Origin of the sequence: Chryseobacterium gilvum, assembly GCF_025628965.1 — a bacterium.
Taxonomy (GTDB): Bacteria; Bacteroidota; Bacteroidia; order Flavobacteriales; family Weeksellaceae; genus Chryseobacterium; species Chryseobacterium gilvum.
Window position 1 is genome coordinate 288769 of the sequence record NZ_JAOTEN010000003.1, and the last position, 15363, is coordinate 304131.

Annotated in this window: 17 protein-coding genes; all 17 read right to left on the bottom strand. The window is 34.2% G+C overall.

What is annotated here, in order from left to right; translation table 11 throughout:
* Window positions 1–58: 58 nt before the first annotated feature.
* The 17 genes from N0B16_RS11595 to N0B16_RS11675 are packed head-to-tail and all read right to left on the bottom strand — an operon-like array spanning window position 59 to window position 15332.
* A complete protein-coding gene (locus N0B16_RS11595; RefSeq protein WP_262991106.1) occupies window positions 59–1177 on the bottom strand; it encodes a polysaccharide biosynthesis C-terminal domain-containing protein in 1119 nt (372 codons plus the stop codon).
* A 42-nt stretch (window positions 1178–1219) separates the two neighbouring features.
* Window positions 1220–1633: a WxcM-like domain-containing protein gene (locus N0B16_RS11600; RefSeq protein ID WP_262991107.1), complete on the bottom strand. Its 414-nt coding sequence runs from the start codon at window positions 1631–1633 to the stop codon at window positions 1220–1222.
* Window positions 1634–1645: 12 nt separating this feature from the next.
* On the bottom strand, window positions 1646–2677 hold the full coding sequence (locus tag N0B16_RS11605; RefSeq protein WP_262991108.1) for a polysaccharide biosynthesis protein: 1032 nt from the start codon (window positions 2675–2677) through the stop codon (window positions 1646–1648).
* Complete coding sequence (locus tag N0B16_RS11610; RefSeq protein ID WP_262991109.1) at window positions 2661–3791, bottom strand: glycosyltransferase; 1131 nt, start codon at window positions 3789–3791, stop codon at window positions 2661–2663. The genes N0B16_RS11605 and N0B16_RS11610 overlap by 17 nt, the downstream gene beginning before the upstream one ends.
* A complete protein-coding gene (locus N0B16_RS11615) occupies window positions 3788–4924 on the bottom strand; it encodes a glycosyltransferase family 4 protein (protein WP_262991110.1) in 1137 nt (378 codons plus the stop codon). The genes N0B16_RS11610 and N0B16_RS11615 overlap by 4 nt, the downstream gene beginning before the upstream one ends.
* Window positions 4887–6143 (bottom strand): O-antigen polymerase, encoded by a 1257-nt coding sequence (locus N0B16_RS11620; RefSeq protein WP_262991111.1) that lies wholly within the window; start codon window positions 6141–6143, stop codon window positions 4887–4889. The genes N0B16_RS11615 and N0B16_RS11620 overlap by 38 nt, the downstream gene beginning before the upstream one ends.
* Window positions 6144–6145: 2 nt before the next feature.
* Window positions 6146–7366: a glycosyltransferase family 4 protein gene (locus N0B16_RS11625; RefSeq protein ID WP_262991112.1), complete on the bottom strand. Its 1221-nt coding sequence runs from the start codon at window positions 7364–7366 to the stop codon at window positions 6146–6148.
* On the bottom strand, window positions 7363–7872 hold the full coding sequence (locus tag N0B16_RS11630; protein WP_262991113.1) for a GlgC family sugar phosphate nucleotidyltransferase: 510 nt from the start codon (window positions 7870–7872) through the stop codon (window positions 7363–7365). Before N0B16_RS11630 ends, N0B16_RS11625 begins: the two co-directional genes overlap by 4 nt.
* 12 nt (window positions 7873–7884) lie before the next feature.
* A complete protein-coding gene (locus N0B16_RS11635) occupies window positions 7885–8967 on the bottom strand; it encodes a glycosyltransferase family 4 protein (protein WP_262991114.1) in 1083 nt (360 codons plus the stop codon).
* Between the two features lie 23 nt (window positions 8968–8990).
* Complete coding sequence (locus N0B16_RS11640) at window positions 8991–9914, bottom strand: glycosyltransferase (protein ID WP_262991115.1); 924 nt, start codon at window positions 9912–9914, stop codon at window positions 8991–8993.
* A 3-nt stretch (window positions 9915–9917) separates the two neighbouring features.
* Window positions 9918–11399: an O-antigen translocase gene (locus N0B16_RS11645; RefSeq protein ID WP_262991116.1), complete on the bottom strand. Its 1482-nt coding sequence runs from the start codon at window positions 11397–11399 to the stop codon at window positions 9918–9920.
* 12 nt (window positions 11400–11411) lie between these two features.
* Entirely contained in the window at window positions 11412–12347 is a 936-nt protein-coding gene (locus tag N0B16_RS11650; RefSeq protein ID WP_262991117.1) for a hypothetical protein, read from the bottom strand.
* A 37-nt stretch (window positions 12348–12384) separates the two neighbouring features.
* Entirely contained in the window at window positions 12385–13485 is a 1101-nt protein-coding gene (locus N0B16_RS11655; RefSeq protein WP_262991118.1) for a DegT/DnrJ/EryC1/StrS family aminotransferase, read from the bottom strand.
* Entirely contained in the window at window positions 13482–14069 is a 588-nt protein-coding gene (locus N0B16_RS11660; protein WP_262991119.1) for a GNAT family N-acetyltransferase, read from the bottom strand. The genes N0B16_RS11655 and N0B16_RS11660 overlap by 4 nt, the downstream gene beginning before the upstream one ends.
* Window positions 14047–14532, bottom strand: coding sequence for an acyltransferase (locus N0B16_RS11665; RefSeq protein ID WP_262991120.1), 486 nt, complete (start codon window positions 14530–14532; stop codon window positions 14047–14049). Before N0B16_RS11665 ends, N0B16_RS11660 begins: the two co-directional genes overlap by 23 nt.
* Window positions 14525–14941, bottom strand: a complete 417-nt coding sequence (locus tag N0B16_RS11670; RefSeq protein ID WP_262991121.1) for a sugar 3,4-ketoisomerase — start codon at window positions 14939–14941, stop codon at window positions 14525–14527. Before N0B16_RS11670 ends, N0B16_RS11665 begins: the two co-directional genes overlap by 8 nt.
* A complete protein-coding gene (locus N0B16_RS11675) occupies window positions 14931–15332 on the bottom strand; it encodes a sugar 3,4-ketoisomerase (protein WP_262991122.1) in 402 nt (133 codons plus the stop codon). Before N0B16_RS11675 ends, N0B16_RS11670 begins: the two co-directional genes overlap by 11 nt.
* Window positions 15333–15363: the final 31 nt, after the last annotated feature.

Consider the following 15363-nt stretch of genomic DNA (forward strand, 5'->3'; position numbering starts at 1 on the left):
TTTTGCTCCTGCATTTCAGCGATCGGCTTGTATAGCAGTGTTTAAGGTTATTATTTAACTAAACTTCCAGAAAATAAGTATCTGAATCTTCAGGATTAAAAGCTTCATTAATCCAGAAGATCGTATACAATTCTTCTTCTCCTATATTTTTAATATTATGGGTGTACCAAATCGGCATATCTACATAAGCAGGCTCATTTCCGTCAAGATAAAAATCTAAGACTTCATCGGTATCTATTTTTCTCAACTGAATCAAAGCTTTGCCTTTTATTACGGCAAAACGCTCAATTTTTCTCGTGTGGTAATGATTTCCCCTTGTGATATCCGGAACTGTAGTTGAAAAAGAACACTGCCCGCCAATTCCTAGTCTGATTACTTCTACAAAAGCGCCTCTCGGATCTTTATGTTGGGTAAATTTTACGGGAAAATGGCTTTTATAATCAATATACGAACGATAGGTATTGAATAGGTTATGTTCAAAAGAATCATTGATTACAGGAATTTCCCCACCATCAAAATATTTGGTTTTATAATCATTGAGTAAAGCTAAAACCTCGGAAACCTTTTTGGTTGCGGTAGGTTCTATGGAAAACTCAGCTTTACTGTTGCCTTCTCTGATTTCTCTGATAATCATATCAACCAATTCCTGCACATAAATCAATTTCACCTCCCCATCATTGGCAATCGTCGGAGTTTCTCCGTGTGTTAACTGATAGCAAAATGTAGCAACGAAAGAATTGTAGAAAGGTTTCCCGAAAGCACCGAATACATTTGGAATGATCAATCCTGTAATTTTACCTCCATTTTCTCCGGCCCAGTTAGCAAGAGCTTCCCTGCCTTCTTTTTTGGATCTTCCATATAGATTGTCTTTTTCTTCCTGAGTGGAAGAGGAAATCATCACGTGTGCTTTTGAATCGGTTCTTTTTAAAGAATCAACCAATTTTTGAGCTAAACCTACATTGGTCTCATAGATAAACTGCTCGCTTTCATGGCGGTTCATGGCTGCAAGATGTACAATAACATCACATTCTGCAATAAACTGATCCAGCTGATTCTGATTTTCAAAATAGTCTTTATTGAAATCAACTCTCTGAAATTCTTCAGGAAATAAACCTAACGTATTGTACAAATGTCTTCCGACAAAACCATTCTGACCGGTGATTCCGATTTTTTTCATCTTTATTCGCTTTTGCTGACTTTCGGCGCAACCGATTATCAATTATTGTATCGTTTTAAAATAGTCTAAACTGTATCTGTATTCATCATTGATTTCTCCCAGACTATAATCTGCTAAAACCAACAGCTTGCTGTTTTCTTCTTTTGCCTGAATGGCCGTGATGCAGCCAGAAGGAATGTGCAAATAGGTCAATACATCATCTTTTAACAGATATTTCTGAATGGTTACCTTTCTGGAAGGATATATAAAATCATCCACAATGATCACTGAAATTTCAAAGCTTCCTTTCATACACGCAAACCAGCGCTGTTCTATCTTATGGCCCTGCCAACCACGAATAAAATCTGTAGAATGATTTTCTATGGTATAGATTCTTTTAATCTGTGAGAGATCAAAATCATTATTGTAGGTAATGATGCCTCTTTCATCCTGATGACTTTTTCCTTCCAGTAACATGCTTCTATCAGATTAAGGATATTGCATTACATCTTCTCCGAATACCTCTTTACGGATCAGCGGTAATGTAGAAATCAGTTTTTTCAAGCCTTCTACACCCTGCTGTTCTGTATTATGAGAATGATAGTCTTCAATATGCGCTACTTCTTCTTCCCCTTCGGAAAAATACTGTGCATAGTTCAGGTCACGGTTATCTGCAGGAACACGGTAAAAATCTCCCATATCTTCCGCTTTAGCCATCTCTTCACGTGTACATAAGGTTTCGTACAGTTTTTCACCATGACGGGTTCCTATAACTTTTACAGGGACTTCTTTCCCGGTAAGCTCAATTAAGGCTTTTGCCAAGTCACCAATTGTTCCTGCAGGAGCTTTATTTACAAATAAATCTCCGGGATTTGCATGTTCAAAAGCAAACAGAACCAAGTCTACGGCATCTTCCAATGACATAAAAAAACGTGACATATTCGGATCGGTAATCGTGATAGGTTCTCCTTTCTGAATCTGATTTAAAAATAAAGGAATTACAGAACCTCTTGACGCCATCACATTCCCGTAACGCGTAAGGCAAACTACTGTTTCCGTTGTATTTCTGGATTCTGCTACGGCTACTTTTTCCATCATCGCTTTGGAAATTCCCATCGCGTTGATAGGATAGGCTGCTTTATCGGTAGATAGACAGATCACTTTCTGCACTTTATTAGCCGTAGCGGCACGAATTACATTCTGCGTACCTTCAACATTGGTTTTAACAGCCTGCATCGGGAAAAATTCACATGAAGGGACCTGTTTTAAAGCTGCGGCATGAAAAATATAATCTACCCCTCTTGTTGCCGGTTCTACACTTGAAAAATCTCTTACATCACCGATATAATATTTTATTTTATCGTTTTTGTACAAATTTCTCATATCGTCCTGCTTCTTTTCGTCACGGGAAAAAATACGGATCTCTTTAAAATGATCAGTATGCAAAAATCTGTTTAATACGGCTGTTCCGAATGAGCCTGTACCTCCTGTTATAAGAAGTGTTTTATTTTGAATTTTCATAATTTTTAATCAGTTTATTTATAATATTGAGATACTTATTCGTTCTATCCATGCTTGAGCCAAAACGTTTTAAATTTTCTGTTCCTTTACTTACCAAATTATTCCTGAGATGATCGTTATTCATTAATGAATGAATAGCAACTGCGTATGACTCAGCATTTGTAGGTTCACAAAAATAAGCAGAATCTCTGCAAATATCACGAGAAAATCCTAAATCTGATGCTACAATCGGTTTTTTCATCCGCATAGCTTCTAAATAGGTTGCCGAGAAAACCTCTAATAACGTAGGAATAAACACAATATCACTATGCATATATAATGACGGAATTTTTTCTAATTCTACTTTTCCCAAGTATTCTATATTTTCATTAATTGCTTCAGGAAAATTCAGATCTTCTTTTTGAAGGGTAATGAGAAATTTAAAATCTTTTGATTTCAGCTTATTCCTGAGGATTTCAATAAGCTCAGGAAGGATCTGCATATTTTTGTGCGGATAATTGGCCGTTAAAAATAAAATATTGCAGGATGATGAGGGCAGACTTTCAAAATCAACCCAACATTCCGGTTTTAAAAAAATTTCATTCAGTGTATTTCCTACTGTAAAACTATCTTTTTTGAAGCGTTCTCTTTCCGTAAAGATTCTTCTTGCATTTTCTGTTTCAAAAACCAATGCATCAGAATATTTTTTGAAGCTGTAGATCTTTATTACCGACAGAATTCTATAGTAGAGATTTTCTTTGAATGAAGTAAGTTTGAAAAACGGAGAATCCGGATAAATAATAAAGGGAATGGCAAAACCTACCAGTTTTGGAAATCTACTTTTATGATATGAAGGCCCGAAAAGGGTAAAAATACAGTCTGGTGCAATGGCGTTTTCGATTCTTTTTACACTTTTGATTCTTTTTGTTTTAGAATTTTCTTCAGTTTTGTTCAGGTTATAGAAAGTAAAATTATCCGGAAAGATCTCATCTCCAATAATATTGGCGCAATTGACAGACTGGATCACGTGAAATTCATCCGAGAGATTACTTTTCTTTAAATCTCTTAAAAATGATGCGGCCACCTGTAAGCCGCCTCCTGCGAAAAGATTAGAATTATCTATAATCAATTTCATTTTTTTATTTTTTGTAAAAATGAGATTAGATTTTCAGCTGCTTTTTTTCTTGTAAATGATGCTGAAGCAATTCTGAAAGATTGTTCACCCATTTCCTCTAACTGAGCTCTACTTGTTTCTGCAACAGTATTAATACTTTTCGTCAGATGTTCCTGAGTGATTTCGCTGATAATCCAGCCATTTTCATTGTTGGGAATCAATTCCTTTGAATTCCCTGCTTTTGAAGAAATGAGAAGTGCTTTTTTTAGAAATGCAGCTTCTATGGGGCTTAAAGGATTCGGGTCAGACTTGGTAGGAAGTGCAAATACATCTGCTGCAACCAGATATTCTCTCACCTCTTTTGCTTCAAGCTGACCGGTAAGCATATAATGATCTGAAAGCCGGTCTTCTTTTATTTTCTGCTGTAATGTTTCGTAGAACTCTCCGGTTCCAATCTGTACGACATACAGGTTTTCAATATTGGATTTTTTGAAAGCTTCGTAAAACTCTAAAACCCCTTTTCGCTGATCTAATGATGAGACCAAAACAATAATAGTTTTATCTGAAGGCAGGTTTTTTCTGTTTCTGCTCTCTGCTTTGGAATCACTCTCAGAAAGTGAGAAAAATTCTTCATCTACCGTATTGGGTAAAAAATCTGCAATAGCATCTGTATTATAGTGATGAATATATTCTTTTGATTTTAAATTGGGAACTACAAAATAATCAATGTTGCGTAATATTTTTTTTCTTAAATAATCCACGTATTGATTAGAGCGTACCTGTGCGTCAATATGTCCTTCACTCCAGAATAAAACAGGGATGTTTATGTTCTTTTTATTAAGAAGAACATTGATTGTTGCGGGAGCATTCCAGCTTCCTGCAAGCAATACCCAATCGGGCTTAAGCTTTTTCAGGCAGGAAATAAGCCCAAAATTAATATGAGGATAAAAGCCTTTAAATTCCGGATGAAAACCTTTTAAAAAAGTATAAGGGTAGGTATTTTCATCGGGATTAAATTTCCAATGTCTTCCGGTTTCTGTTTTTGCACAATAAATAACATGAAGGGAATCGCCCTTTTTCAACAATTCCTGATTCAGGATATTAAAAAAAGCGGTTCTATACGGCGTTGGTATGTTGGTTACTATTGCTAACATATTGTTTTTTATAAAATAATTTTAGAGTAATGAGCAGAAAAACCAGTAAGGTAACATTCTGAGGCAAATATCCCCGGGTAATTTCCTGAAACATTACCATTGCAATCAGTACAATGATTACACGGTCTCTGGGTACATTCAGATCTGTTTTTTTAGAAATATATCCCAGAAATATTCCTAGTACAGTCATAAAAAATATGATCCCGAAAAGACCGAAGGCGATATAATATTCAATGACATTAGAAACGGCAGCTCCAGCATACCTTCCTTCTTTAGAATTAAATGAACTTTTAATGATATTCATCTGAGGAATTTCCGGCTTCTTATTTCCTTCAAAAAAAGTTGCCGGGATAATTCTTACCAAGATATGGACAAACATAGATTCTCCGTAATCATACTCCACATTATTATTTCTCATATGATTGACGATCATCATTTCGGTTTTGTAATTATCAGTCTGATGCATAACCAATTGATATGGAGACAATCCATTTTCTACTTTTGACTCAAAGGTTACATCACTGAATTCTAATGTTTTAAGCGCGGTTCTGTTTAAAGTAATAAAATTAATTGCATATGAAATTGCCATCCCTATAAAAATCCATTTTATAATAGTTTTACCAGAAAGTTTATTGGTGATTACAAAATGATAAATAATGCCTATGATGAACAATAATATTCTGTATCTGAACCCTAAGATCATATAACAAAGCAGGGATGCTGCCAAAAGGACCCACAGCCAAGGTTTGTTGAATTTTTTCTCATAAATTAAAATGATAAATGCTATGATAAGAGAATCTCCCAGAAAAACCAAATAATTGAAAAAACCTCCACCATAAACACCCTCACTTACATTCCGCCCGATCATTGAGACCAATGATAAAAAGAAGAGCCACATGTAGTATTTATAATTGGGATTTAAAACAAATTTTTTTCTTTTATCAGAAATTCTTTTTTTAGAAAACCTAAAAGCAAGACCATACCCTGTTAGCAAGCAGAAAATCCCGATAGAATATAAATCTAAAGTGTCATAAAATCCATCAAAAAAATTACCGCCAAGATGGGTATATTTATTAAGATTGACAGAATTCAAAGGCCCCAGAAAAAAACATATAAAATAAATAAGTAAAATAAATAAAATAAGAAAATGTTTGCGAAAATCTCTCGCAACCATTAGAAGACCTAATAAAAATAAACTTCCTAATATATAAAACTCCATTTTCACTTTTTATAATAAAGACTTTTAAGATCAGTAATTATTTGCGCCCTGAAAGTTTTCCAATTTAGCTTTTCAGAGGTTTGAAATCCTGCATCTCCTATTATTTGAACCCTTTCAGGATGATTAATCAGCATCTGTATTTTTTCTCTAATTGCAGCATGGTTTCTTATGGGTATCAAAAATCCGTTTTCCCCATCAATAATAATATCTGCCGCAATTGTATTTTCTGATGCAATTACCGGAATTCCTGTAGCCATTGCCTCAAGAATCACCTGCCCGAAACCTTCTACCAGCGAAGGTAATACAAAACAATGAGAATTCTGTAAAATAGAAATCATCTCGTCATGCGGTATGTTTTTATGTATGCTGACTTTTACCCTATACTTGCTGATCAGGTCCATATCAAAAATACCTCTACCAATAATATGAAGTTCTACATTCGGAAGGCCATCCAGCGCTTCCAGCAAATAGGTAATTCCTTTTCTCTGGTTTAAACTTCCTATAAAAACTACTTTAAAAACCGATCCATTTTCACGTATTTCTCTTTTTTCATAAGGATAAAAAGAGGTATCAACTCCGTATGGAATGACTTTAATACGATCTTTTGAAACCCGTTCGTTTAGTAAAGATTTTGCAGTAACGCCGCTAGCGCAAATAATATGATCTGCCAGATGAATCTCTGTCGAAAGGTGTTCTAAAATTTCATCAGAAACCGAAAACTCATATTCCTGCAGTAATGATTTTCTGGAAATGGGATTAATCTCCATTTCTTCCGTTAATATTTTTTTTACAAATGCAGTATGCGGATGAAACTGAAATAAAACCTTAGGATGTATCTTATTTCCTTCAAAGGCATATTTTGCATAGGTATTCATACTTAGAACCGGTATGCCATGCTTCACTGAAAGTTTTTTGGCAGCATTTCCCAATGCTTTGTCCTTATGTGTACTGTATTTGATATTTCGGGTAAGAATATATAATATTTCGTAAAATATGGACAGGTAACTGATAAAAACCAATGTGCTGCTTAAACCCGGTTTGTATCTTTTTAAAAATTTGGACTGAATCGATTTTGGTAAAATTTTTATCAAATTACCTATAAGAATACTATCGTATGGTGCATAAAAATCTGTAACCAGAAACTTTAGGGCATTTTCTTCAGCAAGCGCCAAAGCCACCTGATAATCGTCTCTTCTACCTGCATGCACTACGATATATTTCATATGGATCTTTTCTTTAAAAATTTCGCAGGAATACCACCCCAAATCTCGCCTTCTGGAATATCTTTTGTGACCACGGCTCCTGCAGCAACCACTGCGTGATCACCTACTTTCACACCCTGCAGGATAATACAGTTCGCAGCCAGCCATACATGATTTCCAATTTCTGCTCTCCCTTTACTTTTCACAAAAGATTTGCTGTCATAAGTACTTGGATGAGTAGAATAATTATCGGCATCGTGCTCTTCCAGACCAATTTTAACGCCTGGTGCAATGCTGCAGTAAGATCCTACGGTTGCGTGCTGAATATATGCATCGGTCATATAAGTATGTTCTCCAATAACCGCCTCATCCAGGACTACGGAATTTCCGAAAACCGAGCAATTTTTCAAAGCGGCTTTTTTAGAAACATATGATGATGTCACTACTCTCACTCCTTTCATATTCCAAAAGAAGTAGCCTGTCATTTTTGACAGTGAATTGTATATATCAGACAGTAAAAATTTCATCAAACAATTTAATTATGGGTTAATTCTTTTTTTGCTTAAAAGTTCTTCGTAAAACGTCAGTGTTTTTTCTGTCATTGAAGAAATTGAGAATTTCTTTGCTCTTTGAAACGCATTTTCGCTGTATATTTTCCAGCGTTCTGTATTAAAGACATTATCAATCTCTTTCGCTAAATCGATAGGGTTGTTATCCTGTATCATGATCCCTGTTACATCATTCTGGTGCATATCAATAAGGCCACCTTCTACATTAAAGCTGAAAATAGGAATCCCAACAGATAAGGCTTCCAAGACATTATAAGGAAAGCATTCTTTCCTTGAAAGCATTAAAAAACCCTGAGCGTTAAGAAGTTCCGGTATTACATCTTTCTTCCATCCTGCAAATGTCACATATTGTGAAAGTGAGTGTTCTGCTATTGTTTTTTCTATTTTGCGGATATATTCTGTATCGTCCACATCTCCTTCGCCTACTAATGTAAGATGAAAGATGCGGCTGCTGTTTTTTATGAGATAATGAATAATTTCTATCGCGAGATCCGGCTGCTTATCCTGCGCAAGCCTTGATACCATGATTAAATTAATGACTTCTTCCGGTTTTTTATAAAGATTTTCGTTAAAATTGACAATTCCGTTATTGATAATTTTTCTTTCTGAAAAGGGTAAATAATTGATGTTTCTATAATATCTTTCTACATTTTCAGACAAATAGATGACCCCATCAATAATTTTACTGAAAAACTTATTCACTTGACGGTTTTGGTCTAACTGATGAATCGTATATATTATTTTACCGTTATAAAAAGTAAGCGGCAATACACTTAGAAAAGGGATGACGTTCAAGTGAATAATATCTGGTTTGAGGGTACGGATGATTTTATAAAAGGAATAATTCATTTTAAGATCTCTTCCGTTTTTTCCGTTCAGCTCATAAATTTTTATATTTTTAGATCTCAAAAATCCGATATCATCATTTTTTATTTTATAAAATACCAGCAGCGAAACCTCAATATTTTTTTCAGATAAATTCACTGCCAAATCGTGTACATATTTCTCAATGCCACCCATATAATATCTTCCTGTACAGAGTAATACTTTCACAATTTTTAATTTAAATGATATAATTAAGCCAGTTTATAATACAGTTCAACGGGCAGCCTTAAAGTTCTGAATAAAATTTTCGTGGGAACCGAAGCTTTACTTTCAGCAAAGAGATTCTTTAAAAAATAATCATATTCTGTAATATTCTTTTGGAATGAAGATACGTGATCTTTAATATATTTTTCAAAAATAATTTTTTCAGTTCTAAAAAACGGGTGGATATATAGTGCATTTTTACCTGATGAATACGTAGATTTTCCATGAATTCTGTAATAAATCAAAGCTTCATCGATGTAATGAAATTTTGTTCCGTTTTTGGTTATTTTTAACCAATACGGCCAGTCTTCACAGTTTGGGATAGTTTCGTCCAAATTTCCGTTTCTTTCAAACAGGGATTTTTTCATTATTACAGATGGTGCATTGATGGGACACGCCATTGATAATATGTGAAACTGTTTTTCTGAACTTACATCCCTGTTTAATTTTTTTTCATCATCAGAGGTGGGATACATCAGTTTCTTTGAACCGTCATTTTCTTTGCTGAATTTGATAACGGGACTGTGGATAATTTCACAATCAGGGTGATTTTTACTATACCCCATCATTTTTTCGATGTATTCTTCTGCAAGTAAATCATCTCCAGCAATAAGCTTGATCCAGCTGCCTTTTGAAGCGTTGAAACCCCGGTTGCAATTGGCAGGAATTCCGGTGTTTTTTTCAACAGTGATCACTTGCATTGCAGAAAATCTTTTTTCATTGTCTCGAAACCAATTGTTGCACAATTCTATTGTACTGTCTTTAGAACCGTCATCAGAAACAATAAGCTCTATGCTTGGATAGGTTTGCTTTTTGATACTTTCAAGAGTTTCAATAATAAATTCTGATGAATTGTATGTGATAACAACTACAGAAACCAATGGCATTTTATCAAAATTGTTTTCCAGCATACATCATGGTTTTTTACGTGAAAATTTCTGCATTATAAAGCTCTTTATATCGAGCCTTTTGTTTAGGTGGTGATAGCTGTAGGCTGCATTGAGTAAAAACAAAATGATGGAGCTTCCGTACGCTATGTACTGATTGGATATATAAAAACTAAAAAAAACAAGAAGTATAAATGCAAGTGAAATGAAGAAAAAACGACTGCTTTCTTTATCTATTTTAAAATTGTATAGCTTTCTGGTAGTTATAATTATCGCAGTAAAATAAATAATATATAAAGCTAAATACCCTATAGCAAGACCAAATAAACCATAAAAATAATATAAAATTAAACTCAGGATAAGATTGAATAAATTTCCTACAAGTCCTTCCATAATTAAATATGTTTTTCTATCATTTTTTGCGAAAGAGATATATCCCATACAATAGGATGCCAACTGAAAAAATGACCCAAAAGCTATAAATCTAATAAAATCGGTAATGGCAAAAAAATCTTTGGTCAGCAAAATTTTAATTAAAAGCGGAGAGGTAATAATCATAATGATCAGTAAAGGCGTTGCAAGCAGCAAAACTATTTCAGTCTGTTCGTTTACTACTTTATTTACTGCGTCTGTATCTGAAGAAACGGCAGCAAGCCTTGGAAAGTAATCTACTCCAAGTGAGGCTAAAATGAAACCCACATACTGACCACTGATGCTCATGGCAGCAGCATAAAGACCTACATCTTTTACATTACCGATTCTAGCGACACCTACACTTATAAGATATTTTACCAATAACCCTACAAGAATAGAAAAAACCAGCATCAATCCTAATTTCATCATTTGTTTGCCTTCCTGCCAAACTTCCCGATTAGTGATTTTCAGTTTTATTTTGGGAATCTTGCGGTAATAATACCATGATAAAGTTAAACTGCTCAATGCTGTGATAATCATTGTAGGAACAATCCCATTTATCCCGAAGAAATAATAGAACGGAATTGAAATGATAACCCCCGCTAAAGTACCATAAAACCCCGATTTAATTATAAAATTAACTCTTCTTAATCCTCTCATTACAGTTTGTTGGCCTTTTGAAAGAGTGGTAAAAAATACAAAAAGAGAGAGCAATAGATAGGAGACGGTATAATGGTAGTTTCCAAACGTAAAATGACTCAAGAGAGGAGAAAACACTGCCGAAATCATTGCGCCCAATAATGCCGTATAGAAAAACAGTTTTTGTACTATGGTAACCGTTCTGTTGGTTTGCTCTTCGTTTTCAGTTTCATGGGCCTCCGAAAGGCTACGCACTGCACTAAGATCCAGCCCCAAATCATTGAAAGTGGTAATCAAATTCATTGTTGTAAGTAAAAGATTATTAATCCCTATTCCTACCGGTCCCAAATAAACAGCAATAAATTTGCCTTTAATCAGATTAAGAAAAATAGTAATTATTTGTAATCCTCCAAAAGCAAGTGTGTTTTTAAAAGTTGATTTATATGATTTTTCCAAAATAAATTTAGTTTATAATTCTGTACCTCCAATGCCATATTTTTTTTGCAGTTCTTTACCACTATCATTAAGTGTGTAAAGTACTTTCTCTTCAACATCATTATAAACTTTAACTTCATCAGGTATAAGATTAACTTTATTTATACTTGACATAAGCTTTAGTTTTAGTCTGAATCCTCTGACAAAAAAATCATTTAAAATTTTAGGATCTATATCTATGGTAGGATTATTAACTATTTTTGATACCTGATTTAATAACGTTCCTACAGCTATTGACTTAATAGGTCCCAAGCCAATGCCGAAAAGCTTATTTCTCGTACAATATCCCATAACATTTCCTTCCAAGGATACAGGATTGTGGTATGGTACATTACGCAATATTTTCAGAAGTGTTTTACGGTGATATACAGTTGCATCAATGGCAAAGTTGTAAGACCAATGTGTAATATTTTTATCTACAAAATAATTCCACAAATAATTGTCTCCCCATCTTTTTACATAGGACGGAAAATCCTCTAAATTCTCCCCTACATACGCCCTATAGCTCACATTTTTCGGATTATTGCGTATTAACGAATATACATCTTCACCAATGGTCAAATTATCTAAAAAAACACCGTCATCTGTATTGAACATTATAAATTCACAGTCACTTTTTTTAATTTGTTTTTCCAGGAGTGCTTTAAAATTATCGGTATTTTTTTTAAAGAGCCGAGAATGCATTACGACAAATTTAAGATCAGATTTATTTCTTATCGCAAAAAGACTGGCAGTATCTAAAAGATTGGGTTTTCTTTCTACAAAAGAAAAGTTATCATAATTCTTATATTTCTCTTGTAGGATTTTATACCCTTCATGATGATTTCCTGTAGTATGATATAAAATTAAGATTTTATATTCAATTTTATAATTATCGATTATCGACTGCAAAAGATAATCTAATTGCATAGCTCTATTGAACGAAAAAATTATATTCAGAAGCATGCTATATTTTATTTATAATTCCTATGATATGACTCACGTCTTCATCAGTCATCACCGGGCTTATCGGTAAGCTCAGTACCTCATCATGAATTTTTTCTGTAATCGGGAAACTTAAATGATTCATTTCTTGATAAGCGCCCTGTTTGTGGGGAGGAATAGGATAATGAATTAAAGTCTGGACGCCGTTTTCTGTGAAAAAATTTTGTAGTTTTTCCCTTTCCTGCGTTCTGATCACAAAAAGATGCCAAACATGTTCCTTTTCATCTTTAGGCAATTCGGGAAGAATAATATCTGGATTTTTAATTTCAGAAATATATCTTCTGGCGATATCTTTTCTTCTTTGGTTTTCTGCATCGATATATTTTAGCTTCACATCTAAAGCAGCAGCCTGTATCTCATCAAGGCGCGAATTTAACCCTTGAAAAGTGTTTACATATTTTTGATTAGAGCCATAATTTGCCAACGCTCTTATGGTTTTTGCCAATTCTTCATCATTGGTTGTCACCGCACCCGCGTCACCCAAAGCGCCCAGATTTTTACCCGGATAGAAGCTAAACCCGGAAGCATCACCCAGATTTCCGGTGTTCACACCTTCGTATTGAGCACCGATTGCCTGCGCATTGTCTTCTATAGTCTTTAACTGATATTTTTCTGCCAGATTTTTTAATTCCTGAGAAAAAATAACTCTTCCGTACAAATGCACGATCATGATCCCTTTTGTTTTAGGAGTAATTTTCTCTTCAATTTTAGCAGAGTCAATATTGAAGGTATTGTTATCAGGTTCTACCAGAACAGGAACCAATCCATTATCTGAAATGGCTAAAACAGAAGCAATATAAGTATTGGCAGGAACGATGATTTCATCACCTTTCTGCATAATACCCAATTCAATGTATGCTCTGAGAATCAACCTCAAGGCGTCCAGTCCGTTTGCTACACCAATGGCATGCTTTGCACCTATATAGTTTGCTAAATTATCTTCAAAATTTTTCGCTTCGTTTCCTAATAAATACCATCCGGAACGAAATGTATCCAAAATTCTTTTTTCAATTTCTTCCTGATGTACCAGATTGATTTTCTGCAGGTCTAAAAATTTTATCATATTATGTTGATATTGTGGTAATTTTTAAATTTTTTTAATAAATCATTAAATAATGTTTTCTTAAATTTCAAATGAACAAGGTTTCCTGAAATTTTATAAATTTCACAGCCATATGACAGATGAAAATTTAATCCCTTTATATTTTCTGTTCTTACTTGAAAATCAGCAGTGGAAAGTTTTAGTATATTAAATCCAAAATTATAAACCATTACTAAACTTTCAACAGCAATGGTCTTTGGCGCAGTGCGTTTTACAATCCATCGACCTACATTAAAATTTTTATTAATGATATCATATGCAGCAGCTGTACCCAGCAATTCTTCCTTATTATTCATGATCATAAAATAATAATCACCATTCTTTTTTCTTTGATCATCAATCCATTCTTTCTGTTTCTGAAGTTCTGAAGAAGTTTCATTGATGAATTTTTTTAATTCCGGATCTAATCGAAGATCTAAAATAAACTGTGCATCATCAGTCGTTGCTGATCTCATCTGAATATTTTTACCTATCAGAACGTTGTTTAAAATCATAAGTTGATTTAAATGAAAATTATATATTTTATAAATATGTAATAACTCCATTTTCATCAATTGTGCCTCTGTGTTTTGCGGGATTTCCAAACCATACGGTATTGTCCGGAATATTTTTTGTTACTACGCTGCCCGCGCCGATTAAGGCGTTTTCTCCAATTGTATTTCCTGCAACTATTGTGGCATTAGCTCCTATTGAAGCTCCTTTTTTAACCAATGTTTTTGCAAAAGCTTCAGGATATTTTTTTGAACGCGGGATCAGATCGTTTGTAAAAGTTACATTGGGGCCTATAAAAACATTATCTTCTAAAGTAACCCCATCCCAGATCTGAACACCCGGCTTTATTGTTACATTATTTCCGATTACAACTTCATTTTCAATTAAAACCTGGCAGTTGATATTGCAGTTTTCCCCAATAATAGCGTCTTTTAACACGACACAATATTGCCAAATCATCGTATGATCTCCGATGTTTTTACTCTGAACATCAGATAAAGCATGAATTTTAACCATTTTTTCTAAAATTTAAAAACTGATTGTATTCTCTAATATAATCGCTTTCTGCATATTCTATAGAAGCAAAGACAAGACAAATACTCCCGCTGGAAAAGTCTTTCATCTCTCTCCAAATACCGGGAACGATGTGCAGTGCTTTATTGGGATGATTAAGAAATACTTCTTTTTTGTTTTCACCGTCATCTAAAATAAAGGTGAAAGATCCGCTTGCTGCTACTACGTATTGCTGCAATTCATAATGTGCGTGGCCGCCTCTTTCTGCTCCCATAGGAACATCATACAAATAATATATCCTACGAATCGCAAAGGGAATGTTCATATTGTTTTCCATCACGGTAATATTTCCGCTGGCGTTATGAACAATAGGTAATTCTACAACTTTACAATCATCAATACTAAATTGCATTTTTTATATTTTTAAATTGTTCAAAATCTCTGATATAATCACCTTCATCATATAATCTGTCTGAGACAATCAAAGCCAGAGAATTGGTTGAAAAATTCTCTAATTTCCGCCAATACATGTTAGGAATATATAACCCGTAATAAGAACGGTTTAATGAAAATCGTTCCTCTTTTTCACCATCATTCAGTACCACATCAAAACTTCCTGAAAGAGCAATGATAAATTCCTGCTGCTTTTTAAAGGCATGGCTGCCTCTTACTTCACCCCCAGGTACATCATAAATCCAATAGGTTCTTGCGATCTCGAAAGGAAGCTGGCCGGGATGCTCAAAAAAAGATAAGTTTCCCCGTTTATCCAATATTTTCGGAAGATCAATGATGCTTGGGTTCATTATATTTGCTTTTCAAAGTTTCTGTACTGAT

Coding starts and splice junctions, on each gene's coding strand:
- N0B16_RS11620 (WP_262991111.1), bottom strand. CDS start 6,143: ATGGAGTTTTATATATTAGGAAGTTTATTTTTATTAGGTCTTCTAATG.
- N0B16_RS11605 (WP_262991108.1), bottom strand. CDS start 2,677: ATGAAAATTCAAAATAAAACACTTCTTATAACAGGAGGTACAGGCTCA.
- N0B16_RS11595 (WP_262991106.1), bottom strand. CDS start 1,177: ATGAAAAAAATCGGAATCACCGGTCAGAATGGTTTTGTCGGAAGACAT.
- N0B16_RS11640 (WP_262991115.1), bottom strand. CDS start 9,914: ATGCTGGAAAACAATTTTGATAAAATGCCATTGGTTTCTGTAGTTGTT.
- N0B16_RS11670 (WP_262991121.1), bottom strand. CDS start 14,941: ATGCAATTTAGTATTGATGATTGTAAAGTTGTAGAATTACCTATTGTT.
- N0B16_RS11625 (WP_262991112.1), bottom strand. CDS start 7,366: ATGAAATATATCGTAGTGCATGCAGGTAGAAGAGACGATTATCAGGTG.
- N0B16_RS11655 (WP_262991118.1), bottom strand. CDS start 13,485: ATGATAAAATTTTTAGACCTGCAGAAAATCAATCTGGTACATCAGGAA.
- N0B16_RS11675 (WP_262991122.1), bottom strand. CDS start 15,332: ATGAACCCAAGCATCATTGATCTTCCGAAAATATTGGATAAACGGGGA.
- N0B16_RS11610 (WP_262991109.1), bottom strand. CDS start 3,791: ATGAAATTGATTATAGATAATTCTAATCTTTTCGCAGGAGGCGGCTTA.
- N0B16_RS11615 (WP_262991110.1), bottom strand. CDS start 4,924: ATGTTAGCAATAGTAACCAACATACCAACGCCGTATAGAACCGCTTTT.
- N0B16_RS11665 (WP_262991120.1), bottom strand. CDS start 14,532: ATGGTTAAAATTCATGCTTTATCTGATGTTCAGAGTAAAAACATCGGA.
- N0B16_RS11660 (WP_262991119.1), bottom strand. CDS start 14,069: ATGGAGTTATTACATATTTATAAAATATATAATTTTCATTTAAATCAA.
- N0B16_RS11650 (WP_262991117.1), bottom strand. CDS start 12,347: ATGCAATTAGATTATCTTTTGCAGTCGATAATCGATAATTATAAAATT.
- N0B16_RS11600 (WP_262991107.1), bottom strand. CDS start 1,633: ATGTTACTGGAAGGAAAAAGTCATCAGGATGAAAGAGGCATCATTACC.
- N0B16_RS11630 (WP_262991113.1), bottom strand. CDS start 7,872: ATGAAATTTTTACTGTCTGATATATACAATTCACTGTCAAAAATGACA.